This window comes from Nocardiopsis rhodophaea (assembly GCF_039530945.1).
Lineage (GTDB): Bacteria > Actinomycetota > Actinomycetes > Streptosporangiales > Streptosporangiaceae > Nocardiopsis_C > Nocardiopsis_C rhodophaea.
Genome location: NZ_BAAAPC010000012.1, coordinates 141,146 through 166,101, shown reverse-complemented (window position 1 = coordinate 166,101; position 24,956 = coordinate 141,146). Strand labels below are relative to the sequence as shown.

The following is a 24,956-nucleotide window of genomic DNA, read 5'->3' as shown; positions in this document are numbered from 1 at the left end:
TGGGTAGCCCGGACGATGTCGGGCGCGGCCGGTTCACGGGACCGTTGCCATCATGAACGGTCTGTACTCCCTCAAGCCCTGGTTCGCCGCGCGGCTCGCGCTCGTGCGGCGCGGTCTGGTTGAACGAGGCGTCGGTCCCGCTGTGCTGACGTGGGCCGGTGTCGGGTTCGGTGCCGCCGCCGGCGCGGCGATCGCGCTGCTTCCGTCCGGAGCGGCCGCGGGAGTCGCGGTCGCGGCGCTTCTCGTCGCCCGGTTGGCGTGCGCGAATCTCGATGGTGGTGTCGCCAGGGAAAGCGGCCGGTCGACGCGGTTCGGTTTTGTGGTCAACGAGCTGGGTGACCGGCTCGCTGAGTTCGCGGTGCTGGCCGGGTGCCTGTTCGTGGCGCCCAGCGGTGTCGTGCTGGCGGCGGCGCTCGCGGCGACACTGCCCTCGTGGGTGGCCTTGGCGGGCGCGGCGGCCGGGGGAGAGCGTGTGCAGGGCGGTCCGGTCGGCAAGACCGAGCGGTGCGCGCTGTTCGTCGTCCTCGCCGCCACCGGAGCCGCCGTTCCGGTGCTTGTCCTCATGGCCGCTGGTTCGCTGATCACGGCGGTGGTGCGGCTGGTTCGCGTCGCTCGGGCACTCAGCGAGGCCGACGAGACGAGCGCTGAACCCGACTACGCCGTCGCGGGGGCAGTTTCATGATCGGGGCCGCTCAAGCCGCGCCGTACATCGTCGGCGTCCTCGGGGTCGGCGGGATCGCCGTCTGGGCGTCCGGGAAGCGGGAACTGGTTCGGCGCTGGCGCTCCTGGGTGATGATCGCACCTGTAGTCGGCTGCGCCCACTACCTCGGTGCGCCGGGGATCGCCGTGCTGGCGGCGGCGCTCGCGCTTGTGGCCATGGTGGAGTTCGGGCGCACGGCCCGCCTCGGGCGTCCCGAGACCATCGTCGCGGCGGTCGTCACGGCAGCGGCGCCGATCACCGCGTGGCTTGCCGCCGACTTCTTGTGGCGTCTTCTACTGCTGGGCGCGGTGGCGGTGGTGCTGGTCCCGGTCCTGGCGGGCGACGAACACGATGGTGCACGCCAGGCCGCGTTCTCCGTGTACGGTACGGCCTGGCTGGCGGGTCTGAGCGGGCTCGTACTGCTCGGCCCGGCCGCGTTCGCCCTGTGCGTGGCGGTGGCCGTGGCCGACGTGGGCGCGTGGTGCGGCGGCCGACTGCTGGGAGGCCCGCCGCTGTCGCCGCTCTCTCCGGCGAAGCGCTGGGGCGGTGTGCTGGGCGGTGCGGCCGCGGGACTGACCGTCCTGGCCCTGTTCGGAGCACTGACACCCGCCCTCGCGATCGCCGTCGTTGTCGCCGCTCCCCTCGGCGACCTACTCGAATCGATGATCAAGCGCGGCGCCGGTGCCAAAGACACCGGCGGGTGGCTGCCCGGCATGGGCGGGCTGCTCGACCGCATCGACTCCCTGTTGCTCGCTCTCCCCGTGGCGGTGGTGCTGTCATGATCGGATCTTTCCTGCGTGCCGGCCTGTGGCGGATGGCGCTCGCGAAGGCGGGCGGCTTCAGCGTGCACGGCGAGCGGCCGGACGGGCCGTGCGTCGTGGTCGCGAACCATTCCTCGCACGCCGACACTGCAGCTCTGCTCGCTGCGCTTCCCGCCCGACGTCGACCGGCGGTCGCGGCCGCCGACGACTACTGGTTCGGGAATCGGGGGCGGGCATGGACGGCCCGAGCCGTGGCCGGGGCGTTTCCCGTGCGGCGCAATGGCGGAGGCCGCGCCGACCTCCTCGCGGCCGAGCAGCTGCTGCGTCGTGGACACATCGTGGTCGTCTACCCAGAGGGCACGCGGTCGCGCGACGGTGCGCTGGCCCGATTCCGCTCCGGTGCCGCGCACCTCGCCGACCGGGCCGGAGTTCCACTTGTCCCGGTGGCCATCCACGGCACGCGGCAACTCCTCCCCCGCGACGGGCGGATCCGCCGCGCTCCTGTGACCGTACGGTTCGGAACGCCGGTGCACGACATCCACGCAGCCCAAGAGCAGGTCACAGGCATGCTCGACGACACGAGAACGCACGCTGGAGCCACCCATGTCTGACAACCCGCGCGACTCACGACTCCGCCGCCGCGCCGCTCGACTCGCCCGGTCGCGGTGGGGGACGGCGCTGGCGGCCGCGTGGGGCTTCGCCGAGGCGGTGTCCTGGCCCGTGCTCCCCGAGGTCGCCCTCGCCGGGTTCTGCGTGGCGGACCCCCGATCGGGACCGCGGCTGTCGCTAGCGGCAGCCGCGGGAAGCGTCGCCGGAGGGCTCATCACCTACACCCTGGCCGAACGCGGTGTGGTCCCGCCCAGCCCGCTGACGACGCGCCGGATGCACGACACCGTGGCGGCGCAGACGCGGGATGAAGGTGCGCGCGCCGTGCGGCACCAGCCCCTGGCCGGGATTCCCTACAAGGTGTACGCGGCCCGCGCAGGAAAGGAGCGTGTGGGGGCACTGAGCTTCGCCCAGTCGAGCGCCCGCGCCCGGGGAACTCGGATCGTGACAGCGGGCCTTGCTCTCACTGCCTTCGGCATCGCTGCTCGGTCCCAGCGACACCGGTATGCCCCGTACTTGGTGGCCACGGGGACCGGGTTCGGGGCCGCGCTCACGCTCATCGTGCGTGGATGGCGCTGACCTGCCGTCTTTCCCAGATGTGACCGTGCTACCGGCCCCTACTCGCGCCGCACGAACGACCCGAGGCCGGGCTCCGTGTATGTCAGTCCGCGATTCCGCAGCCCACTCAGCGCCTTCTGAGCTGTCGCGGACGCCACCTCGAACTCCTCTTGAATTTGCACCACAGAGGGCACCCGTGTGCCGGGCAGGTACTCGCCTTCGCGGATACGTCGTTCCAGCTCATCAGCGATTTGCCGCCATCTCGGCACGTCTTCTCTGAACTTCACCCGAGCACGCTAGAGCGGCGTCGCATGCCTGCCAATGCACAGTATACCTAGCATGCTATGTCTGTACTGGGATATTGTTTGGAAATTAAGGACCCCGGCGACGACTGGCACTCGTCCCGGGGCATGGCCCCACTCGTGCAAGGAGTGAGACATGTCCATCCTGCCATCACGGCGAAGCCGCCGTGTCCGGCCCTACATCGCTGCTCTGGAGGCCCAGCGCGCCAGCGAGGAGCGCCGTTTCCGCGAGTTCGCCGGTGTGTGCGTCCGGCGGGAGTCGGAGGTCGCCCGATGACCTCCCACATCACCCGGGTCGCATGGGGCGGCTACTCCGTCACCTACGACCCCGACCTCTCCCCCATGCTCCGCTTCACCGTGCGTGGACTTGGCGGGCGAATCGTTCGCCTGCGCGCTCCCTACGGCGAGGCCCACCGCGCGTTGGTCGACGAGTGCGGACTCACCACGGCCGAGGCGTCCCGGATCCTCGACCAGGCGAGCGGAGGCCGGTCGTGACCACCACCAACAACGACCCGCTGCTTCGCCTGTTGCGAGAGCACTACGGACACCGGTGGACCATCCGCCGCACCGAGCACCTGTGGGTCGCCACCGCCAACGACCCCGACGCCGACCACGCGCCCACGGTCATTCAGGCCGACATCAACGAATTCCTTTATGACCTCGACAACCCGCCCGGACGAGCGTGCAAGCCCCCCATGGGGTGAGTGACCGCTGACCGGTCCCCGCGGCACCATCTGCTGCGGGGACCGGAGCCTGACTGCCAGCCACACGCACATTCCAGCCACAGAACATCGATCCGAAACCCTCCGCCCACGTCCATCTCCGACGGATGCTGCGGCGTTCAACTCGGCCACCGTCAACGCGCCAAGTGATAGACACTCGTGATCCGCCTGCTTGAAAACCAACCCCCAGACCACCCCACATCGCCAACCTCCGTATGACGCTCCGACCTATCACGCGTCGCGCTTGACCCCACCCGGCCAACGCAAGGTGAAACCCCTCACGCCACAGCATTCATTACCATCTTTTCCGACTATGGGCGGTAATGTCCGCCGTGCACGCATTCCAGAGTCAGAGCGGGTGAGTAGTGAGCGAAGAGGTCGGCGTCAATGTCGTCAAGGGCAAGAGCAAAGGTGAGGCCGCCGAGATGTTGGCCGAGGCCATGGTCGGCCTGACGGATACCTTCGAGGCCATGCTTGAGGACATCCGCAGCCCTGCCGCCGAAGCCCCAGTTCGGTTGGGGTACGACAAGTTCCGAGAGGATGCCTCCGTCTTCCTAGGAGAACTGCAGAACCACGGGCTCCAACTCGCCGACAACATCCAGTCCGGCGCATCTGCTGCAGCGAAGAACGACTACGAAAGCTCCGAGGGTTTCGACGCCCCTTGGCCCGGCTTGAGCCGTGACGTCAACGGCTGACCAGTCTTCTTGTTCCCCCATATCACCCAGGAGAAGTCTGTGTCAAAGTTCGAGTTCAATGAGACGGGATGCACTTTCCTCCCGGACATGACGCTTGCAAAGGAGGGAAAACTCAGGGAGTTTGCCAGTGACTTCGAAAAATTCATGGAGCGAATCACGGGCCGATCTGGAAACTTGCACGATGGGTTCAATAGCTCCTCTCACGAATTTGATGATTTGATTGCATGGAAGATCAAAGACGAGGCCCAATACGATCAGTCCAAGTGGCAGGAATCCACTATGGCCATATCCTTCCTTATAGCAACGACGCTCGAATGGGCTGATGCAGTCGAGGAATACAAAAATAAACGCGAGATAAACATAGAAAGATGGAAAAATTCAGAGAAACAACACCTGGAGACAATCAGAAAGGCCCGCGAAAATGATCTTCCCGCAGGTTTGTACTCTGCCCCGTACACGACGAAATCGAATCCATGGATCCCCAGTCTTGACCAGGCACTCAAAGCCATGCGAAATGATTTCGACGAGCAAAGGGACGCAGCGAAGAAAGACTGGAGTAAGTTCCAGGAGAAGGCTGACGAAATCTCCGACAAACTGAAGAACGGCGCAACGGAAGAAAACGTTCGAAAGCTTCAGGAGTCGGGTTACCTGTCGTGGGCGCCATTTAACATCATGGGCGGGAAGTACGACAAACCTGAGTTGCCTACTCTGAAAGGAGGCGTGCCGAAACAAGGTAGTGACCCCAAACAGGTCAACGCTTGGTGGGGCAGCCTGACTCCGTCACAACGAAAATCAGCAATGGCGAAGCATGCCGATAAGCTGCGGATGATGGACGGCATTCCCGTCGGAGTACGTAACAAACTCAATCGTGATCATCTCGACCAAGTCCTTCCTTATGTCAAGGAAGAGTACGGCGAGGACAGCGACGAATATAGGGAGTTGAAGAAACTAAAGAATAAAACTCTAGACGCCGAGGGGACCGATAGGTATCTCCTGGGCCTGGACACCACCGATGGTCACGGGCGAGCGATCGTCGCCGACGGAAACCCGGACACTGCCGACAACGTCGCGACGCTGGTTCCCGGAACCGGGACTGAGTGGAGGGCTGTCAATGGCCAACTCGGTCGAGCAGAGGCCATTAAGAAAGAAGCGCAAACGGTGGATCCTAATTCTGAACATGCAGTAATTTCCTGGATTGGTTACGATGCGCCCGGCGTGGGAGGAGCACTACTAGAGGACGATGCAGTGACCGGCGCCACAGAGTTGCACAATTTTCAGTCGGGACTGCGAGCTACGCACCAAGGAGATCATTCGAACAATACGGTGATCGGTCATAGCTATGGATCGACAGTTATTGGCCACGCCCTACAAGGGCCTGGAATTGACGCTGACAATTATGTGTTCGTTGGCAGTCCGGGCGTCAACGCCGATCATGTGAGCGATCTGGGAGTCCCAGGAAGCAAAGTGCATGCTTCGACTGCTGAAAACGACGGAATCAGAGACTTCACCCCAGACGCCATCCACGGGCCTGAGCCAACAAGCAAGGAATTCGGCGCAACCGTGTTTGAGTCCGACACCGGAAGGGAAGGCGGAACATTTCCGTTTGGCGATGCACACAGCGACTACTTTAGAGAAGATAATGAATCGGTTGCATACATGGGGGAAGTCGTTGCCGGGAAGAGATGAAGCAAGGATGGGACATTTGGCGAGCTGGAAATCTAGGATCGCCCTCGCGTCCGCAATTTCTTCACTATCAGCATGCGGATTCGGAAATCCGGTCGCAGACCTCGATCAGGGCGAAGCTGACGAAAAAGTTGAAGAGTACATCACGGAATCACTCTCCACTCTACCGGAAGGGGCGAAGCTAGAAACAGTAGACGGCATGAGGGATTCTTCATGCGGTGACACCGAGAATGATAATTCTGGACACGTTGTGAGGTACAAGAAGTACCGAATTCTGGGGTTGCCCGCTGAAGACAAGGAGCAGAATGCTGAATCGGTACTCGAATATTGGAAACAGCGCGGGTACTCACTGATTACAGATTCCCGACCAGAGAGGTTGATGATCCGAGTGGAGACTCCTGACTCATTCGAGATTGCACTTCGGGGAGATCGGGGTGACGACTTAACCATTAGTGCGGTCTCCCCCTGCTTCTCTCCATACGAGGATGAGTAATTCCCACTACCACCTGGTTGCCGCAGTCTGCGTTCATCGGCACACCGAGCTCGTACCGGGGCCGTGGAGACTGGCCAGAACAGGGGCAAAGCGCGCATAGAGTTCCTGCGAAGTAGTTGGTGGATGGTCACAGACGCAGGGACGGCGATGGGGCAGGACGGTCAGGCGACTGCAGAGGCACTGCACAGCAACGAAGCCGCAGGGATCGACCCGGAGCGGTTGGAGATCTGTCTGAGCGTGCTCGCAGAGGCAGAGGAGCTTTCGTCCAAGCACCCCGACTCCCTCGTGCTCCAGCGGGCGACCGCGAAGCTCTTCAAGGCCCTGAAGGTGCGGCGTCGACGGGAGCGCCGAGTGGCGGAGCAAGCCGCCGATCGGGCTGTGATCGCCAAGACCGCGACCGGGGCGCCGAACCGTACGGACGATGAGACGCGCGGGATCCCGCTCGCCTCGTCCTCGGCTGACTGGACCGCGGGCGTTTTCCAGCGGGCGCGGCCCTGCTACATCTGCAAGGAGAAGTACCGCGTCGTCCACGCCCACTACCACCAGCTCTGCCCGACGTGCGCGGAGGAGAACTGGGCCCGCCGCGAAGCGCGCACGGACCTGACCGGGCGGCGGGCACTGCTCACCGGCGGCCGGGCGAAGATCGGCATGTACATCGCGCTGCGGCTACTGCGTGACGGCGCGCATACGACCATCACCACGCGCTTTCCCAAGGACGCCGTCCGCCGGTTCTCCGCCATGCCCGACAGCGCGGACTGGCTGCACCGGCTCCGGGTAGTGGGGCTGGACCTGCGCGACCCCGCGCAAGTGATCGCCCTGGCCGACTCGGTCGGTGAGCAGGGGCCGCTGGACATCCTCATCAACAACGCTGCGCAGACCGTGCGCCGCTCCCCCGGGTCCTACGCGCGCCTCATCGAGGCGGAGTCGGCCGAGCTTCCGTCGGGGCCGCTGCCCGAGATGGTCACCTTCGGGTCCGTTGGCGGGCGAGGCGCGGTCGACGCGATCGTGAGTGGTGCCGGCGAGCGTGAGCTGACCGAGGGGTCGCCGGATCACCGACAGGCCGCCGGTCCGGGCACTTCTGCCCCTCTCACGCCAGAGGCGCTTGCCGCGTTGGCGCTGACCAGCGGCTCGGCAGCGGCGGACCGCATCGCGGCGGGGAACGCGATCGACGCGGGCGGGCTCGTGCCGGACCTGGTGTCGGAGAACAGCTGGACCCAGCACGTGCACGAGGTCGATGCGCTGGAGATGCTCGAAGTCCAGCTGTGTAATGTGACCGCCCCGTTCCTGCTGGTCAGCAGGTTGCGTCCAGCGATGGCCACCTCCAGTTCCCGACGCAAGTACATCGTCAACGTGTCCGCGATGGAGGGCGTGTTCGGGCGCGGATACAAGGGCGCCGGACACCCGCATACCAACATGGCCAAGGCTTCGCTGAACATGCTGACCCGGACCAGCGCGCAGGAGATGCTGGAGTCCGACGGCATCCTGATGACGAGCGTGGACACCGGCTGGATCACCGACGAGCGCCCGCACCCGGACAAGGTCCGGCTCGCCGAGGCCGGGTTCCACGCACCCTTGGACCTGGTGGACGGGGCCGCGCGGGTGTACGACCCCATTGTCCGCGGGGAGCGGGGGGAGGATGTGTACGGCTGTTTCCTGAAGGACTATCGGCCTGCCGCGTGGTAGGCCCGCTTCCCTGGTCTGCTGGTGTCTGGCAGCGGACTGCCCGACGCTCGGCGGGCAGGCGCGCGCAGGGACACGAACCTCAGGACAATGGGTCCATGTCCAGAATCCGTACAGCGGGAGGCCGACCCTGATGAGGACTTTTGCGCGCCGCGGACTCTCGGCGCGTGGGATCGCCGCGGGTGCTCTGCTGGCCCTTTTGGCGACCGCGTGCGGCTTCGTCCAGCAGACGCGGGGAGATGCTGATGTCTCGCCCCCGCCGGTACCCGACGGATTCGCCGCACATACCAGTGACGGCCTCGGCTACGCACTGCCGGAGGACTTCGACGACGAACCGGCCGCAATCGCCATCCTCATCACGGAGGGCCCTGTCGAGCACGTGCGGGACGTTGCGCGGGACGCACTCACTGACTTCCAGCGGTCCACGCGGCTCACGTACACCGACCGCGCGTACGACTACACGGTTCCCGGCGCGGAGAACGCGCAGCGCTCTGATTACGAGTTCTTAGCGGAACGGGCACCGGAGTCGCTCCGGCGCCCCGAACCGAGTCCCTCAGGCGGGGGCACGGCGTCTCCGGGAGTCGACAGCGACGGCAGCGGGGGCTCCGGCACGATCCGCGGTGTCGACGTCGCGATGCTGCTGGATGACGGCACCGGCATTACGTTCCGTCTCCTTGCCTCCAGCGACTACCTTGACGACCGGCTGGCCGAGCGGATCCTCGGCACCTTGTATGTGATGGCGTGATCGCTTCCCCTTCCCGCTAAGGGACTGGGAGTCCCGTCCCATCCGCACGCCGAATGGTGGGTGGTTGGTGCCCGTCGGCCTGCCCGACGGCGGCGCTCCGCGCCCTGGCACCACCGATACCGGGCCCGCTTCGCTGGTGCGTGCGGGGCTGGTGTCCGTGCTTCCGCGTTGGCTTCGACGTGATGCCTCTCGGCTCGGGTAAGGCCGTCCGGGTGGTGGTCTCAGGTTTCCGTCAGCGAGCGCAGGGCCTCTTCCACGCAGTCGGCCCAGGCCCGCTCGCCGAGTTCCGTGACGCCCGTATCACCGGCGAACCCGCTGGAGATCACGATGTCCGGGGTGAGGTGGGCGAGGCCGGACAGGCTGGTGGCGAGCGCGCCGCGGTCGCTGTAGCCGGGGATATGGCCGGCGAACCACGTGCCGTCCGCATGGCGCAAGATCGTGTCACCGGTGAACAGGTAGGTCAGGCCGTGCACGGAGGGAACCAGGAAGCACGCGCTGCCCGGTGTGTGCCCCGGTGTCGGAAGTACCTCGAACCCGTCCAGTTCCACACGGCGTTCCTCGAACACGGCGTCGACGGGGCAGCTCTCCGCCACGACATCCTCCTCGGCCGCGCCGCAGTGCAGCGTCGAGCCGAACCGCTCCTTGATAGTGCGCAACGACGGCGCGATCTCATCCTGGTGGCTCAGGTACTGGCGAGCGACACCGCCGAGCTCCGCCATGGCATCGATCTCCTGCTCCAACGTCGTGTTGTAGAACAACACATTTCTGCTCGACGCGGTCCAGAGGTAGGCGTGGGTGCTCAGCCCCGGGGCCGGGAACTCCGGTTCGGTCTCCCAAAGGTCAGGCTGGATCTGTCTCATGTCGTTCCCTTCACGAGGACCAATCACCGTCGAGGCTAGAACCTCAAGTTAAGTTCAGTTCAAGTCCTCGCGCGGGGTGATATGGCGGTGCGGTGGCACCACCGCGGCCACCTCACCAGCGACCGCGTCGCGCGGCGACGGGCCGGTGGAAGCGGCCCCGCCCTGTCTAGTTCTGGAGCTTCCCCACACGGGCAGCGACCCGAGCGTGGCCTCCTTCCGGCCCCCGCGTAGCGCTGGGGATGCCGTGGCGGCGGGAACCGGTTACCTGTAGCGTGACCGCCCATGACGGTCCTTGTCGTTGGCGGTAGCGGGCTCCTTGGCGGCGAGGTCGTCCGACAGTCAGTGGCCCACGGCCACCAGGTGGCCGCGACATACTTGACCCGGCCTCCCGACATACCCATAAACGGGGTGTCGTGGTCTGCCTTGGATGTCCGCAACCGCCAGGATGTGGCTGCTCTCGTGGCCGCGGTGCGGCCGGTCGTGGTCATCAACGCCGCGTACCAGCAGTCCGACTGGGCGAGCACCGCCCATGGTGCCGCACACGTGGCCCTCGCCGCCGCTGCTGTTGGCGCGCGGTTGGTCCATGTCTCCAGCGACGCCGTGTTCTCCGGCGCCGCGGTCAGGTATGACGAGACAGCGGCCCCTGATCCGACCACCCCCTACGGCGCCGCCAAGGCCGCGGCTGAGACGGCGATCCAGGCCGTCAGTCCGGCCGCCGTGATCGCGCGCACCTCGTTGGTCATCGGCGATGGTGGCTCCCACCACGAACGCCGGGTGCACGCCCTGGTCACAGGCGAGATCACGGGAGTGTTGTTCACCGACGAGGTACGGTGTCCCGTCCACGTGTCCGACCTGGCCGCCGCGCTCCTGGAGTTCGCTTCGACCCGCCATGTCGGCATCCGCCACGTCGCCGGAGTTGACGCGGTGAGCCGGCACGAACTGGGGACCCTGATCGCCCGGCGGGACGGCCTCGACCCCGACGCACTGCCCGCCGGCCGACAAGCCGACGCCGTCCTGCCCCGCCCACTCGACGTACGCCTGGATTGCACGCGCACCCAGCGACGTCTAAGCACCACACTGCGCGGCGCCCGACAGTTTCTGCGGCGATGACGCTGAGGTCGCCCTGCTGCTACCTCGGCCGACGGCTGTTCGCGCATCGAGGCCGGTGTCGCCCACACCGGCGGCGGCCGACGAGCGGTCCACTTCGTCGCAGCGCACCCGCTCCAGGCGGCACGCGCTCAAGGTCCGGTGGCCGGGGCATACGGGGTCGCCCTGCGGAGGCGCCAGACTTCTTCGATCAGTGAGTGGTAGGCAGGGTCCACACCGATGCAGTCGAGGCTATCCAGGACCTCTCGGCCTCGATCGTCGAAGCGCTGCCACAGCCGAGCCGCGGCCTCGACCCGAACGCCTTCGTCCTTGTCGGCGAGGCATGCGGCCAGAGCGTCCGAGGACGTGGGGCTCCAGGGGTCGAGGGCGAGCGCCTCGCAGGCTGTCCGGCGGGTCACCGCGTCCTCGTCCTTGGTGCGCTCCACGACGGCGGTCCGCGCCGCGGAACTCCCTTCCCACAACGCGCTGTGCAATCCGTCAACCGCCGCCGACCGGACCCTGGCGTCGCGGTGGCGGGCGAGCCCGAGCAGCGACTGTTCAGCTCGTGGGTGGCAGGCATTGCCCAGTCCCATGGTCAGCACCCGCGTAACGCGTGGATCCGATTCTTGGGCCACCCAGGACACGAACAGGTCGACGAGCGCTTCGGTGAACGGCCGACCGTTGCCGTCATCGACGAGGTCCAAGAGGCGGAGCACTTCCGCACCGAAGCACCGCTCCAACGGGTCGGGCCGGTGCCGGAGTGAGGCGGCCGCGTCCCAGACGGCGTGACCTCCACGGTTCCAAAGGACGCCCGTCGTCTCCAACCACACCTGGTGTTCGGTATCCGGTTCGGCCACTGCACGGGACAGAAGCTCGTCGAAAGACAGCGTGATCCAGTACATCGGCTCCAGCCTCGTGAGGATCGCGGTGTGGCCGTCCCTGACCGTCAGGCCGGCCAGGGACAGTTCCCGGCAGGTCGCCCCGAACTCCCCGTGGACCGTCCGTCGCTTGACCAGCTCCGACCTCCCATTTCTGCGTCGAAGCTCGGCCACGGCGCCCATCTCGTGCCAGTACCGGGCTAGCGCCAGCGCATCGCGCCCCTCGGCATCCTTCAGCCGCGGATTCGCCCCTCGGGCGATGAGCTCGTCCGTGATATCGCACGCGCCGCGGTCGATCGCGCGCAGCAGAGCGGTGCGGCCGTCGGGGGTAACGCGGTCCAACGTGGCTGCCCCGGTCAGGGCCTCGACGACTGGCAGTGCAAAGGTGTCCACCGCTAGGCACAAGGCGGGCGTGCCGTGCTCATCGGCGGTGTCGGGGTCGGCACCCGCGTCGAGCAGTGCGGTCACCGCCTCCACGTCCCCGCTCCGAACCGCCGCGATAAATGGGGTTTCGCTCATGTCCCTCGTTCACGCCGCGCACATTGCAGTGCCGACTCCGCACAGAGCTGGAGATCAGCCGTGACAGCCTAGTCGAACGATCCTCGGCGATCTCCGCCAGCGGGGAGGCCATGGGCGGAACGTCGAGACGGGTGCTTCCTCGGAGTGCTTGTTCATGGTCGTCTCGGTTGCGTGATCGGAGGACGGGATGGCGCGCGGTGGTTGCTCGCGCCCGCGGCGGCACCCGCGAGACGACGCGTCGGTCCTCCGGCCACCACGCCCTGCACGGTGCGTCGTCCTCCGTGGGTTTCCAGACCGAGCAGGGCCCTCATCGCCTCGACGACCAACTCGATGATCTGGCGCTCCGATGTCAGCGGGCCCTCGCCGCGCCGGGTCTTCGGGTGCTTGCGCGAGGCCCGCGTCATCGCGGACCCCCACCCGCGAGGCGGGCCTCCAGCGCCCTGGACGCGCGTCCCTTGCGAAGACCAGCACGTGAGCCCTGGCGGTCGGCGAGCGGCTCGGCATGGTGCCCGATCATCTAGTGGTCGACGACGACCACGGTCTTGGCGGCCTTGTCGTTGAGCGACTGCCGGTTCGGCCGGTCCCACAGCGGCCATAGCCCGTTGATGATGGGGATCAGGTTGGCGATCGTCCCGATGAAGGGGATCCAGGCCAGGATGGCCGGTCCGTACCAGACCAGGCTGCGGATGAGCGCGGTGTTCGACGGCAGTCCGCCGCTCTGCTGTAGGGGATTGTCCAACGAGATCACGCGCAGCGAGAACGCCATCTTGCCGAGCGTGCGGCCGTAGCGCGTCAGCATGAAAACCTCGTAGGCGAGCCCGATCGCGAGCAGGACCAGCGAGAGGACGAGGGTCAGCGTCAGGTCCGCGCCGGTCCCGATCTGCAGCTCCGTTTCTCCCTCCCTGACCAGGGCGGCCGCGTAGAAGAGCCCGACGATGAAGGCGATGATGAAGAACGGCACCACGACGACGATGCCGTCGATAATGCGGGCCACCAGCCGCTGCCACCATTCGGCCAGCGGGCGGCCGTGGACGGACGGCCTTTCCGTGGGCTGGCCGTAGGGCTGCGGAGGCGGTGGCGCGCCGTATCCGCCAGGGGTCGCGTAGGGGTCCTGTGGAGTTCCGCCGTAGGGCGGCTGGCCGTAGGGCGGCTGCTGTCCTGGGTAGCCCTGCCCGCCCGGGGGTGGTTGACCATAGGGCTGCTGCGACCCGCCATAGGGCGGTTGACCCTGCGGTGGTTGGCCGTACGGCTGTTGGGGTTCGCGGTAGGGCTCGCGGGCTTCGCCGCTCTGCTCTTCTTCTCCGTCCGGCCGCTGAGGCGTTCCGCGCGACTCCCCGCCCTGCGGTGGCTGGCCGGAGGGCTGCTGTGGCTCCTGATCGCGCGGGGTGTCCCCGTTGTCGTTCGGTTGGTCAGGCGGCGGGTAGTTCATCGGAAGTCGCACCTCGTGGGTCTGGTTCACACCGGAAGGCGTCCACGGTCTATTCCATCACCGCGCCTCCCACTTCAGCTTTCGGGCGCGCCGGAACGCGCGGAATGGGTCGCCGAGAGTGAGGGAACCGTGGGTGTCGGCCTGGAACACGAACGCGCACTGCCCCCACCGGGTTTCCGGTGGGGGCAGTCGTCGCAGGTGAGGGCGGCCGCGTGGCTACTTCACGAAGCCGATGTCCTCGTAGTGGATGCTGCCGAGGCCGTTGGCGCCCCAGTTGGCGATCTCCTCCTTGACCGCGTAGGTGCCCGGACGCTGGAAGAGCGGCACCGCCATGCTCTGCTCCCAGAGGATCCGGTCGATCTTGTTGGCGAGCTCGGTGTACTTCTCCGGGTCGGTCTCCTGAGTCATTTTCTCGAAGGAGTCCCGGATCTCGTCGGTGGTGAAGAAGTGGAGGTTGTTACCCCAGTTCACGTTGCCCTCGTCGTCCTTCCCCACCGGTCCGGCGAAGTTCTCCTGGGAGTAGCCGGCGTACGGGTTGATGCTGGAGTAGACGAAGGTCGTGGCGTCGTAGTTGCCGGGAACGATGTAGTCCTCGAAGAACGCGTTGTTCGGGACGGTATCGACGTCGACCTTGATGCCGATCTCCTGGAGCTGGCCCTTCGCGATCTCGGCCTCGTCCGCGGTGTTCTGGAGGCCCGACGGGATGACCCAGTGGAGCTCCAGCTTCTTGCCGTCCTTGGTGCGGGTCTCGCCGTCGGCCTCCTGGGTCCACCCGGCCTCGTCGAGGAGCTCGGCGGCCTTCTCCGGGTCGTACTCGCCGTAGCCCTCGCTGTTGTCCTGGAAGCCGGTCTGCGTGGACCGGATCAGGCGGTTCGCCGTCGGGTCGGTGGTCCACTCGACCCCGTCCAGGGTCGCCTTAGCCATCTGGGCGCGGTCGATACCGTGCACGACGGCGTTGCGGACCTTGGTGTCCTCCAGGATCCGGCCCTTGCCGCCGTTCATGGTGAGGTGCCGGTACGCGTTGTCGATCGCGTGGGTGATCCGGATGCCGTCCTTATCCTTCAGCCGGTCGTAGGCGGCGGCGTCGTAGCCGAGGTAGAAGCCGTCGATCTCCCCGTTGTCCATAACGCCGCCAAGGGCGTCGTTGGCGTAGTGGTGGAAGACGATCGAGTCCAGCATCGCCGGCTCGCCCCACCAGTCCTCGTCCTTGTTGACGGTGACGGTCTCCTTCGTCTTGTCGAACTCGACGTCGCCGAAGGGACCCGCGGTGACCGGGAAGTCGTGCTCGTAGGCCTCGTTGAACTTTTTCGGGTCCTCCATGTACTCCTTGGGGTACAGGTTGTCGAAGAGGCGCGGCCATTCACCGAAGGGCGTGCTGAAGGTGAAAACGACCTCGAATTTGTCCTTGCCCTTCTCGGTCTTCTCGATGCGGTCGTAGCCGGTCGCGTCACCGATCTTGAACTTCGCGGCGTTCTTGCGGTGTCCCCCGATCGTCTCGGCCTGGGCCGCGTAGTCCTCCCAGGTGATCGGCTCGCCGTTGGACCATGTGGCGTCGGGGTTGAGCTCGAAGGTCAGCGTCTTACCGTCGTCGCTGATCTCGCTCTTCTTCACGTAGTTCTCGTCGGGGTGCGGGTCGCCGGCATCGTCGTAATAGTGTGCGCGGGGCAGCACGGCCGATGCGATCCGCTCGACGTTGCCCAGGTTCCCCTGGGTGTGGAAGCGCTGGTACTGGGTGGGGAACTCGTTGATCCCCCAGTGGAACGTGCCGCCCTCTTTCAGGTCGGCGCGGTCGGTCGCGTTGATGTCAGACGCGGGGATGTCGGCGAGCGTCTCGTCGTTTCCGCTGTCGCCACCACCGCCGCACGCCGCGGCCGCGAGGGCCAGGGCGAGGACGGGCGCGGCCAGCTTCGCCGCTCGTCTCACTGTCATGGGAAAAACTCCCTACTGATTCTCTGTGGGGGGCCTCGGGGTAGGCGCGAAGCGCCCGCCCGAAGGTGGTCACAGCAGCTCGCGTTCCTCCGCGTAGTGGCAGGCCGACAGCCGTGCGGCGGAGCCACCGTTGGGAGACGTGAGCGCTGGTTCCTGTGTCTTGCAGAGTTCGCGCTCGCTCTCGCCGAGGACGGCGAACTTCTGGCAGCGGGTGCGGAACCTGCATCCCGACGGCGGGGCGGCGGGGTTGGGCAGATCTCCCTGGAGCACGATGTGCGTTCGTGCCCGTTCCTTCTCCGGGTTCGGTACCGGGATCGCCGACAGCAGTGCCTGGGTGTAGGGGTGCGTGGGCGATCGGTAGATGGAGTCGACATCGCCGATCTCGACGATCTTGCCGAGATACATGACCGCCACCCGGTCTGCGATGTGGCGGACCACCGAGAGGTCGTGTGCGACGAAGAGGTAGGCCAGGCCGAGGCGGGCCTTGAGCTCGTCGAGCAGGTTGATCACGCCGGCCTGGATGGAGACGTCGAGCGCCGACACCGGCTCGTCCAGCACCAGCAGCCGCGGCTCCAGCGCCAGGGCGCGGGCGATGCCGATGCGCTGGCGCTGCCCGCCGGAGAACTCCTGCGGGTAGCGGGCTGCGTGGGCGGCGTCCAGGCCGACCAGGTCGAGCAGCTCGTGGACGCGCGCCGTCAGCCGGTCCTTGGGGTAGTTGTGGGTGCGCAGCGGCTCGGCGATGATCTCGAAGACGTGCATGCGCGGGTCCAGCGAGCTCATCGGGTCCTGGAAGACCACCTGCACGTCGCCGCGGATGGCGAAGCGCTCCTTGGCGCTGACGCGTCCGGCCTCCTTGCCCAGCACGACGACCCTGCCGCGCTGCGGCTTGTCCAGGCTGAGGATCTCCATCAGCGTGCTCGACTTGCCGCATCCGGACTCCCCGACCAGGCCCAGCGTCTCGCCCTCGCGGATGTCGAAGGTGAGCCCGTCGACGGCGTAGACGGTGCCGACGCGCCGCTTGAACACCGCGCCCTTCATCAGGGGGTGGTGTTTGATCAGGTCGTCGACCTCCAGCACGATCTCGCGGTCCTCGCGGCGGATGGAGGACTGCGGGCTTTCCGGGATCTCCGGCACGGGGTAGACGTCGCGCGCCTCCCACCCGTTGGCTTCGATCTCCTCGGCGCGGATGCAGGCCGCGGCGTGCCGCTCGGCGCCGATGGTGGCCAGGGGCGGCTCGGTCTCGGTGCACGCGTCGACGGCGATAGGGCAGCGCGGCGCGAAGGGGCAGCCCGGGGGCATGTCGGAGAGCGACGGCGGGTTGCCCCTGATGGGGATCAGCGGGGTCTTCTCCTCCTCGTCGAGCCGCGGAACCGAGCCGAGCAGGCCCATGGTGTAGGGCATCCGGGTGCGGTAGTAGACGTCGTCCACGTCGCCGGTCTCCACCAGCCGCCCGGCGTACATGACCTGCACGCGGTCGACGAACCCCGCGACGACACCGAGGTCGTGGGTGATCATCACGATGGCCGCGCCGGTCTCGCGCTGGGCGGTCTTGAGCACCTCCAGGATCTGCGCCTGGATGGTGACGTCGAGCGCGGTGGTGGGCTCGTCGCAGATGATGAGGTCGGGGTCGTTGGCGATGGCGATGGCGATCATCACGCGCTGGCGCATGCCGCCGGAGAACTCATGCGGGAACGCCCGGTAGCGCTGTTCGGCGTTGGGGATGCCGACGAGGTTGAGCAGGTCGACGGCGCGGGCGGCGGCGTCGGACTTGGACAGGCCCGGGTTATGCACGCGCACCGCCTCGGCCACCTGGTCGCCGACGGTGTAGACGGGGGTCAGGCCGGACAGCGGGTCCTGGAAGACCATGGAGATGCTCTTGCCGCGCTTGGCCGACATGGCGAGGTCGTCCAGGCCGAGCAGTTCCTCGCCGTGCAGCCGGATCGATCCGCGCACCTCGGCGTAGTCGGGCAGCAGCCCCATGGCGGCCATGGAGGACACCGACTTCCCGGAGCCGGATTCGCCGACGATGCCCAGGATTTCGCCGCGGTGCACCCGGTAGCTGACCCCGCGCACCGCGGTGACATCGGGGTTCTTGCCGCTGCCGGGGAAGGTCACCCGGAGGTTCTCGACTTCGAGGACGGGGGTGGTGTCGTCGCGTCGCTCGTTCACGCTGGTGTCCGTCTCGGTTTCGATCGTGGTACCGGTCATCTGGAGTTGACTCCCGCTCATAGCTCGGTGGGGCCGCTCACGACCTGCGCTTGGTCTGGGGGTCGAGGGCGTCGCGCAGGCCGTCGCCGATGAGGTTGACCGCCAGCACGAGGAGGACGAGCAGACCGGTGCAGAACCAGAATGTCCAGGGGAAGGCGAGTGCCTCCTTGGACCCGTCGGCGATCAGGGAGCCCAGGGAGACGTCGGGCGGCTGGACACCGAATCCGAAGTAGGAGAGCGCGGTCTCCAGGATGATCGCCGAGCTGACGTTGATGGTGGCGTCGACGATCAGCAGCGAGGACATGTTGGGGAGGATGTGGCGGAAGATGATCTTGTAGTGGGGCACGCCCATGTAGCGTGCGGCCAGCACGTACTCGCGTTCCTTCAGCGAGATCGTCATGCCGCGCACCATCTTGGCGGTGACCATCCACATGAGCCCCGCGAGCAGGATCACGAAAACCAGCCAGCCGCTGTCGCGCAGCGCCGGGTAGAGGATCGCCAGGATCAGGAAGCTGGGCAGCACCAGGAACAGGTCGGTGATCCACATCAGAACCTTGTCGGTGACGCCGAGGAAGTACCCGGCGAACGCGCCGACGACGGCCGCCAGCGCGGTCGTGATGACCGCCGCGAGCAGGCCGATGATGATGGACTTCTGCAGGCCCACCATGGTGAGGGTGAAGATATCGCGCCCCGTGCTGCCGGTGCCGAACCAGTGGTCGAGCGAGGGCGGGCTGCGGAAGGCGCCGAAGTCGCGCTGGGAGAAGTCCCATGGGCTGATCAGGGGGCCCACCCAGGCGAGGAGCACCAGGCCGATGATGATGGCGATACCGATCAGGACACGGCGGGCCCGCAGCGCCTCGTTCAGCACGGCCGACCACCGGCCGGAGACCCGTGTGGGCGTGTCGGCGCCTCCGACAGGGTCTTCGACGCGTTCGGCGGACATGCTCATGAGGTCTTCTCCAACGCTTTCCGGTGGGGACGGGAACGAGGATGCGTGCGATCGGCGGGCGGGGGGTGCGGCGGGCCCAGGCGCGCCGCCTCCCCAGGGGTCCACTGCGGCCGGGACGACGGCGTGCCGAGGCCGCCGAGGCGGGCGGGCACGCCGCGCGGGGCGAGGTCGATGGCGAGATCCATACTCAGCTCACCCGGACCCGCGGGTCCAGCCACGCGTAGAGGATGTCGGAGAGGAAGGAGGCCGCCATGACGCACACGGCCATGAAACAGGTGACCGCGGCGACTGAGTGCACGTCATTGGTGGCGATGGAGTCCACGACCCAGGCCCCCATACCGTGCCAGCCGTAGATCTTCTCGGTGAATGTCGCTCCGGCCAGCAGAATGCCGAACGTGAAGGTGAAATACGTGATCGTCGGGATCATCGCGGTGCGGAGCGCGTGCTTGAGCAGCGCGGCCTTGCGGGTGAGTCCCTTGGCCATCGCGGTGCGCACGAAGTCGGCGCTGAGCACGTCAAGCATCATATTGCGCTGGTAGCGGCTGAACGCCGCGAATAGGGTCAGCGCCAGGGTCAGGGTGGGAAGAATGGCGTGCTGGACGCGGTCGCCGAACCTGACCCAGAATCCGCCCTGCAGATCGGCGGTGTATTCGCCTCCGTACTGGAAGAACGAGAAGCCGAGCAGGTCGTTGATGTGGACGGCGAGTACCTGCAGGGTGACCGCGATGACGACGGTGGGAATCGCCAGAACGAAGAAGGCGAGGACCGTGGCGACCTTGTCGAATCCCCGGTACTGGCGGACCGCCGCGTAGGCGCCCATCGCGACGCCGACTGTGCAGCCGATGATGGTGCCGGCCACGATCAGCCGGAGCGTGACCCCGGCCTTGCGGGCGACGGCCTCGTTGACGCTGTCGCCCTGGATGGTCTGGCCGAAGTCGCCCTGAGCGAGGCCGCCGACCCAGGTGGCGTAGCGCTGGACGAGGGGGGTCCGGTCGTTCAGGTTGAGGTCGTTGAGCTCGCGTTCGATGGCCTGCTGGCTGGGCTTGGGCTGCAGCTGCTCGAAGTTGCTGCGGGGGTCGAGCGTGGTGGCCGCGAGGAGGTAGGCGAAGGAGGACGCCAGAAAGATCAACACCACATAGTTGACCAATCGCCTGACCAGGAACATCCCCAATTGGGGCCTCCCCCACTAATCGCCCTGAGCGGTTCGCCTGCCAAACGCTTGCGGTGTCCGTCCGGCGAACCTCGGCGACTGGGGCACGACGGTCTCACGCTCCTGCGCACATGAGGCCTGCGTCCCGCGCCACCGGCAAGGATCAGCTCCCGACGGCAACCGAAACGTACACAAATCGGGGTCACGGTCCGTGATCCGAATTCACCCGAGTTTGGGACATTTCTAGACACCGGACGGTCACTGAGACATCAAGAAAGCGCAACGGGAACGGAGTTCCGCCACTTCGCACGCGTCCCACAAGGGGCATTAACAGCGGGTAGATAGTTCATTGCCGAGAGTTTACCGTTCTGGTCGCAACCCCGCACGCGACCATGATTTCCGTTCCGGAATATGCGTCTAACCCGCCGTTTCAGACAAACCCGCGAGACGCGGAAAAAATCGTACTTATTCCTCGTGCACGATGACTCCGCGGATGTTCTTGCCGTCGTACATATCCTGATATCCCGTGTTGATCTCGCCCAGGGAGTACCGACGCGTGACCAGCTCATCGAGCCGGAGCCGCCCCGCCTTGTACATCTCCAGGAGGCGCGGCACCTCGGCCCCGGGATTGCCCATGCCGAACAGGACGCCCTGGATCCGCTTCTCCATCATCGACAGCTCCCAGAGGTTCACCGGGAGCCCGGCCGCGCTGGAGTCACCGATGCCGGTAACCACCACCGTGGACCGCTTGGCGATCGCCGAAAAGGCCTGCGCCACATGGTCGCCCGTGGTGACGCCCACGCAGACGATCGCGGAGTCGGCTCCCTGGCCATTGGTGACCAGCCGCGCGAAGTCGGCCGCATCGCCGATGTCGGCGAACGCGTGTGTGGCGCCGAAGAGCAGCGCCTGCTCCCGCTTGAACTCCACCGGATCGACGGCGATCACGCACGCCGCGCCGCGCGCGGCCGCGCCCTGCACCGCGTTGATGCCGACACCTCCGACCCCCATCACGATGACGGTGTCGCCATGGGTGACCTGCGCGCCGTTCTCCGCCGACCCCCAACCGGTGGCCACCCCGCAGCTCACCAGGGCGGCGACCTCGTAGGAAACGTCGTCGGGGATCTTGACCAGAGAGTACTCGGAGGCGACGGCGCGCTGGGCGAACGTGCCGACCATGGTCATCTGGGCGACGTCCTCGCCCTTGTAGGAGGCGCGGTAGGTGCCGTCGGGCATGCACCCGGCAAGTGCGTACATGCCGAGGTCGCACAGGTTCATATTGCCCGCGTAGCAGGAGGCGCAGAACCCGCAGCTCGGCACGAACTTCGTGGCCACCCTGTCGCCCACAGCGAACCGGGTGACCCCCGGGCCGACCTCCTCGACGACGCCGGCGCCCTCGTGGCCGCCGATGAAGGGGGTACGGCCGATCGGCATGTCGCCGGTGGCGGCGTGTTCGTCGGAATGGCACAGCCCGGCGGCCTTGAACCGGACTAGAACCTCCCCCACCTGGGGAGGCGCGAGATCGACCTCGATGACCTCCCAGCGTCCCGGCTGCTTGGTCAGGGCGGCGGCGTGAGTCTTCATCATCGTGAGGAGGGCCTTTCCCTACGGAAGGACGAGATGAGCAGCGTCGCGCCAGGCAAGTGCCGGTTCAGCAGGCCGGATTTCAGTGCACCACCGGGGTTCGGGGAGTGTCAACAGCCCTATTATGCGGGTGTGGATCGCGGCGATCCGCCCGTCGTGTCCGAGTGGGGACGTGGCAGCGCTGTACTGAGGCGTGGGAGGAGAGGCACGAGGGTGCGTTCGCGGATGGCGCCGCGCCACACTCCGGCGGCATAGGCTGCGTCGGCGGTCAGGCCGACCCCTGTCCAGCGTGCGGGATCCAGAGCGGGTCGGCACCGCCGCCACTCCACGACGTGCGGAAGGGCCAGCGCGCCGCCGGCCAGCGCGGCAGCACGCGGCGAGCGGACGGCGGTCAGGACGACCGCCGCCAGAACCGCTGGAGTCCAGACGCGTCCCATCGCGAAGAGCATCCCCCGCGCCGAGCCGAGCGTGCCGAGGCCGACCATCCGTGCCGCTTCCGGCACCGGCGACCGGATCCCGGACAACCTGCGAGCCAGCAGGCCGATCGCCGTGACCGTCAGGGCGGCGGCCGCAGCTGGCCGTCCGGCCAGCATCAGACCGAGGATGGCGGCGCTCCACGGCGAGATGACGGCGGGTGCCACCCGGTCGCCGTGCCGAGCGGCCAGCGGCCCGGCCGAGGTGCCGTAGTCGAAGCGGCGGGCGAGCAGTGCCCCGAGCCGCAGCCGGTGGTCGTGCCGGACGGTCGCGGTGGGCTCATAGCGCACCGCCCATCCCGCGTCGGTGAGCCGCCAGACCAGGTCGACGTCCTCTCCCACCGGCATGTCCGCATCGAACCCACCGGGGCAGGCCTCGCGGCGGACGACCAAGGCGGCGGAGGGGACATAGGAGACCGGGCCACCGGGGCCGACGCTCGCCGGGTCCGGCCCCATGTCCAGGGGCGAACGGGCGGCCTCAAAGCGGGCGAGCGCTCCGTCGTCACCGCTGTCGAGCGCCAGAATCCGGGGGGCGGCCGCCGCGACCACGGGGTCGGCGAGGTGCGCGAGCGTCCGGTCCAGCCAGCCCGGCTCGGGTACGCAGTCGGAATCGATGAAAGCGACGAACGCCGTGTCGCACCGCTCCAGCCCGGTGTTGCGTGCCGCCGCGGCACCTCCCCGCTCGGTCCGGTAGACGACCTCGGCGCCGAAGCGCTGGCTGATGTTCCCGGTCGCCTCAGGCGCGGCCGAGGCGTCGTCCACCACGATGACCGGCGTACCTGGGTCGGTCGCGTCGAGAGCGGCCAGCAACCGCCTCAGTTCCCGTTGTCGGTCTCGGACCGGGATGACGACAGTGACACCGCCCGGCGGCCGCGTCAGGGGATCGACGCAGGGGTGGGCCACTCCCGCGGCCACCAGCCGCCGTGCGAGGACCCGTTCCGCCCACCCGCGGGGAAGGTCACCCTTCCGCCACCGCCCCACCGCCCGCGCCCCCGCCGCTGATAGCCGGATCACCCGCGTGGGCGAACCACCGATCAGCACCCGCCCCGACTCGATGACCCGGATTCCGCGATCAAGGAAGACTCCGACACTTTCCGGCAGAGGCACGGACGCGGGCGACGGCACCGGGCCCTCAGTTCTTACCGTAGCGGGGGAACTCTGCGCTGCTCAGCACGGTCGAGTCCAGCGACGTTGGCAGCCTGACCTGCTCGCCGAACGTGAAGCGTTCCCTGTGGACATAAGTACCGTTCTCCGGCCCGGTGAAGACAGTGATCTCTCCGGTCCGCGGATCGACGAGCAGGTAGACGGGGATTCCCCACTCGGCGTAGATCCCAGGAAGCAGCAGGGTGTCCCTGCGCGCGTTTTGCGGGGAGACGACCTCCGCCACAAGATCTACGGCGGACGCGGAAACCAGCTCCGTGTCCTCGTACAACCGAGCGGTGGGGACCACCGTCAGGTCGGGAATCGCGTAGTCGCCGTGTTCCACGTCGGGGGCGATCCCGGGTCCGTACGGCGTTGCGCGGCGTGGACCCTTGAGTTGCCGGTTCACCTGGTCATAGATCCGATTCCCGATGAGATGGTGCCTGGGCGGCGGTAACGGCGACACCATGGCGGCCCCGCCGAGGACCTCCACCCGCAGGCCCTCGGCGACATCGAGCCGCCACGCCAGCTGGCGCATATCGTCCTTCTCACCGACTGTCGGCAACTCTCGCGGTTCCACAGGCATGGCCTTCCCTCCCTAACGGAAGACCACGCTAGGACGGAAAGGCGGCTGGCCGACGGGACTTCGCATGTTTCGGCCGTCATCCAGGGACACCGTCCGCGCCACCGTTCAGCTGTCGCTTGAGCGCTGCCAGATGTTGACGCCGAGGTCGACCGCGTACTTGTCGATCTCGGTCAGCTCGTCCTCCGTGAGGCGCGGGCCGCGGACCGCTGCGACGTTGGCTTCCAGTTGTTCGACGCTGCTGGCGCCGATGAGGGCCGATGTCACTCGGTTATCGCGGAGTGCCCAGCTGATGGCGAGTTGAGCCAGGGACTGGCCGCGGCGGTGGGCGATGTCGTTGAGGGCGCGGACGCGGTTCAGGGTCTCGTCGGTCAGCCAGTCCGGCTTGAAGGCCTTGCCGGTGCGCAGGCGGGAGTCCTCGGGGACGCCGTGCAGGTAGCGGTCGGTCAGCAGGCCTTGGGCCAGCGGGGAGAAGACGATGCAGCCGACGCCCTCGCGTTCCAGGACATCGAGGAGGTTCTGGTCCTCGATCCACCGGTTGACCATCGAGTAGGAGGGCTGGTGGATCAGCAGCGGGGTGCCCATCTCGCGGAGGATCGCCGCGGCCTCGGCGGTGCGCTCGGCGGAGTAGGAGGAGATGCCCGCGTACAGCGCCTTGCCCGACTTCACGGCGGTGTCCAGGGCCGACATCGTCTCTTCGAGCGGGGTCGTGGGGTCGGCGCAGTGGCTGTAGAAGATGTCGACGTGGTCGAGGCCCATCCGCGCCAGCGACTGGTCGAGGCTGGCGAGCAGGTACTTGCGGGAACCGCCGCCGCTGCCGTAAGGGCCGGGCCACATCTGGTACCCGGCCTTGGTGGAGATGACCAGCTCGTCGCGGTAGGCGCGGAAGTCCTCGCGGAGGATCCGGCCGAAGTTGAGCTCGGCCGAGCCGGGCGGCGGGCCGTAGTTGTTGGCCAGGTCGAAGTGGGTGACCCCGAGGTCGAACGCGCGGCGCAGCACCGCCCGCTGCGTGGCCAGCGGCTTGTTGTCACCGAAGTTCTGCCACAGCCCCAGGGAGATCTCGGGCAGGTCCAGCCCGCTCCGACCGCTGCGGCGGTAGGCCATCCGGCCGTCGTAGCGATCGGCCTCGGCCTGGAAGACGCCCGCGCTCGGAACGTCGATTCGGGGAACGTCTGCTTCTCGCACCATGCCCACCATCCTCCCACCAGGCCCCATACGCCCGCACA

Annotated in this window: 25 protein-coding genes; 13 read left to right on the top strand and 12 right to left on the bottom strand. The window is 67.2% G+C overall.

Going from position 1 to position 24,956, the window contains the following annotated elements; translation table 11 throughout:
• The first annotated feature begins 52 nt into the window (after positions 1-52).
• Genes ABD259_RS15090 through ABD259_RS15075 form a run of 4 tightly spaced genes read left to right on the top strand, consistent with a single transcriptional unit; the run spans position 53 to position 2,646 of the window.
• Positions 53-682 carry a CDP-alcohol phosphatidyltransferase family protein gene (locus tag ABD259_RS15090; protein ID WP_344163050.1) on the top strand — a complete coding sequence of 210 codons (630 nt, stop codon included), beginning with the start codon at positions 53-55 and terminating at the stop codon, positions 680-682.
• Positions 679-1,482, top strand: a complete 804-nt coding sequence (locus tag ABD259_RS15085) for a phosphatidate cytidylyltransferase (protein WP_344163047.1) — start codon at positions 679-681, stop codon at positions 1,480-1,482. The genes ABD259_RS15090 and ABD259_RS15085 overlap by 4 nt, the downstream gene beginning before the upstream one ends.
• Positions 1,479-2,072, top strand: coding sequence for a lysophospholipid acyltransferase family protein (locus ABD259_RS15080; RefSeq protein ID WP_344163044.1), 594 nt, complete (start codon positions 1,479-1,481; stop codon positions 2,070-2,072). Before ABD259_RS15085 ends, ABD259_RS15080 begins: the two co-directional genes overlap by 4 nt.
• Positions 2,065-2,646 (top strand): hypothetical protein, encoded by a 582-nt coding sequence (locus tag ABD259_RS15075; protein ID WP_344163041.1) that lies wholly within the window; start codon positions 2,065-2,067, stop codon positions 2,644-2,646. The genes ABD259_RS15080 and ABD259_RS15075 overlap by 8 nt, the downstream gene beginning before the upstream one ends.
• Positions 2,647-2,684: 38 nt before the next feature.
• On the opposite strand, the gene ABD259_RS15070 is transcribed toward ABD259_RS15075, so the two are convergent.
• The gene (locus ABD259_RS15070; RefSeq protein WP_344163038.1) at positions 2,685-2,912 is read right to left on the bottom strand and encodes a GntR family transcriptional regulator; all 228 of its coding nucleotides are present in this window, start codon (positions 2,910-2,912) and stop codon (positions 2,685-2,687) included.
• A 151-nt stretch (positions 2,913-3,063) separates the two neighbouring features.
• Between ABD259_RS15070 and ABD259_RS15065 the strand changes: the two genes are divergently transcribed.
• The 8 genes from ABD259_RS15065 to ABD259_RS15030 all read left to right on the top strand — a co-directional run bounded on the left by ABD259_RS15065 (position 3,064) and on the right by ABD259_RS15030 (position 8,945).
• Positions 3,064-3,204: a hypothetical protein gene (locus ABD259_RS15065; protein ID WP_344163035.1), complete on the top strand. Its 141-nt coding sequence runs from the start codon at positions 3,064-3,066 to the stop codon at positions 3,202-3,204.
• Complete coding sequence (locus ABD259_RS15060) at positions 3,201-3,422, top strand: hypothetical protein (RefSeq protein ID WP_344163032.1); 222 nt, start codon at positions 3,201-3,203, stop codon at positions 3,420-3,422. The genes ABD259_RS15065 and ABD259_RS15060 overlap by 4 nt, the downstream gene beginning before the upstream one ends.
• Complete coding sequence (locus ABD259_RS15055) at positions 3,419-3,631, top strand: hypothetical protein (protein WP_344163029.1); 213 nt, start codon at positions 3,419-3,421, stop codon at positions 3,629-3,631. Before ABD259_RS15060 ends, ABD259_RS15055 begins: the two co-directional genes overlap by 4 nt.
• Positions 3,632-4,014: 383 nt before the next feature.
• Positions 4,015-4,344 (top strand): hypothetical protein, encoded by a 330-nt coding sequence (locus tag ABD259_RS15050; RefSeq protein ID WP_344163026.1) that lies wholly within the window; start codon positions 4,015-4,017, stop codon positions 4,342-4,344.
• A gap of 39 nt (positions 4,345-4,383) precedes the next feature.
• Positions 4,384-6,030, top strand: a complete 1,647-nt coding sequence (locus ABD259_RS15045) for an alpha/beta hydrolase (RefSeq protein WP_344163023.1) — start codon at positions 4,384-4,386, stop codon at positions 6,028-6,030.
• A 16-nt stretch (positions 6,031-6,046) separates the two neighbouring features.
• Positions 6,047-6,520: a hypothetical protein gene (locus ABD259_RS15040; protein ID WP_344163020.1), complete on the top strand. Its 474-nt coding sequence runs from the start codon at positions 6,047-6,049 to the stop codon at positions 6,518-6,520.
• Positions 6,521-6,667: 147 nt separating this feature from the next.
• The gene (locus ABD259_RS15035; RefSeq protein ID WP_344163188.1) at positions 6,668-8,203 is read left to right on the top strand and encodes an SDR family NAD(P)-dependent oxidoreductase; all 1,536 of its coding nucleotides are present in this window, start codon (positions 6,668-6,670) and stop codon (positions 8,201-8,203) included.
• Between the two features lie 130 nt (positions 8,204-8,333).
• On the top strand, positions 8,334-8,945 hold the full coding sequence (locus tag ABD259_RS15030; RefSeq protein WP_344163017.1) for a hypothetical protein: 612 nt from the start codon (positions 8,334-8,336) through the stop codon (positions 8,943-8,945).
• A gap of 221 nt (positions 8,946-9,166) precedes the next feature.
• Here ABD259_RS15030 and ABD259_RS15025 read toward each other — a convergent pair whose 3' ends face one another.
• Complete coding sequence (locus ABD259_RS15025) at positions 9,167-9,805, bottom strand: MBL fold metallo-hydrolase (RefSeq protein ID WP_344163014.1); 639 nt, start codon at positions 9,803-9,805, stop codon at positions 9,167-9,169.
• A gap of 282 nt (positions 9,806-10,087) precedes the next feature.
• Here ABD259_RS15025 and ABD259_RS15020 point away from each other — a divergent pair, with 282 nt between their 5' ends.
• On the top strand, positions 10,088-10,915 hold the full coding sequence (locus ABD259_RS15020; RefSeq protein ID WP_344163011.1) for an SDR family oxidoreductase: 828 nt from the start codon (positions 10,088-10,090) through the stop codon (positions 10,913-10,915).
• A 128-nt stretch (positions 10,916-11,043) separates the two neighbouring features.
• On the opposite strand, the gene ABD259_RS15015 is transcribed toward ABD259_RS15020, so the two are convergent.
• The 10 genes from ABD259_RS15015 to mgrA all read right to left on the bottom strand — a co-directional run bounded on the left by ABD259_RS15015 (position 11,044) and on the right by mgrA (position 24,918).
• Complete coding sequence (locus ABD259_RS15015) at positions 11,044-12,288, bottom strand: HEAT repeat domain-containing protein (RefSeq protein WP_344163008.1); 1,245 nt, start codon at positions 12,286-12,288, stop codon at positions 11,044-11,046.
• Positions 12,289-12,805: 517 nt separating this feature from the next.
• Positions 12,806-13,747: an RDD family protein gene (locus tag ABD259_RS15010; protein WP_344163005.1), complete on the bottom strand. Its 942-nt coding sequence runs from the start codon at positions 13,745-13,747 to the stop codon at positions 12,806-12,808.
• Positions 13,748-13,933: 186 nt separating this feature from the next.
• Positions 13,934-15,646, bottom strand: coding sequence for an ABC transporter family substrate-binding protein (locus ABD259_RS15005; RefSeq protein WP_344163002.1), 1,713 nt, complete (start codon positions 15,644-15,646; stop codon positions 13,934-13,936).
• A 69-nt stretch (positions 15,647-15,715) separates the two neighbouring features.
• On the bottom strand, positions 15,716-17,854 hold the full coding sequence (locus ABD259_RS15000) for a dipeptide ABC transporter ATP-binding protein (RefSeq protein WP_344102969.1): 2,139 nt from the start codon (positions 17,852-17,854) through the stop codon (positions 15,716-15,718).
• 37 nt (positions 17,855-17,891) lie between these two features.
• The gene (locus ABD259_RS14995) at positions 17,892-18,803 is read right to left on the bottom strand and encodes an ABC transporter permease (protein ID WP_425573527.1); all 912 of its coding nucleotides are present in this window, start codon (positions 18,801-18,803) and stop codon (positions 17,892-17,894) included.
• A gap of 187 nt (positions 18,804-18,990) precedes the next feature.
• On the bottom strand, positions 18,991-19,974 hold the full coding sequence (locus ABD259_RS14990; RefSeq protein WP_344102963.1) for an ABC transporter permease: 984 nt from the start codon (positions 19,972-19,974) through the stop codon (positions 18,991-18,993).
• Positions 19,975-20,418: 444 nt separating this feature from the next.
• Complete coding sequence (locus tag ABD259_RS14985) at positions 20,419-21,537, bottom strand: NDMA-dependent alcohol dehydrogenase (protein WP_344102961.1); 1,119 nt, start codon at positions 21,535-21,537, stop codon at positions 20,419-20,421.
• Positions 21,538-21,656: 119 nt separating this feature from the next.
• The gene (gene mftF, locus ABD259_RS14980; RefSeq protein WP_344102959.1) at positions 21,657-23,114 is read right to left on the bottom strand and encodes a mycofactocin biosynthesis glycosyltransferase MftF; all 1,458 of its coding nucleotides are present in this window, start codon (positions 23,112-23,114) and stop codon (positions 21,657-21,659) included.
• 25 nt (positions 23,115-23,139) lie between these two features.
• Positions 23,140-23,733 (bottom strand): Uma2 family endonuclease, encoded by a 594-nt coding sequence (locus tag ABD259_RS14975; protein WP_344162999.1) that lies wholly within the window; start codon positions 23,731-23,733, stop codon positions 23,140-23,142.
• Between the two features lie 105 nt (positions 23,734-23,838).
• Complete coding sequence (mgrA, locus tag ABD259_RS14970; RefSeq protein WP_344102955.1) at positions 23,839-24,918, bottom strand: L-glyceraldehyde 3-phosphate reductase; 1,080 nt, start codon at positions 24,916-24,918, stop codon at positions 23,839-23,841.
• Between the last annotated feature and the right edge of the window lie 38 nt (positions 24,919-24,956).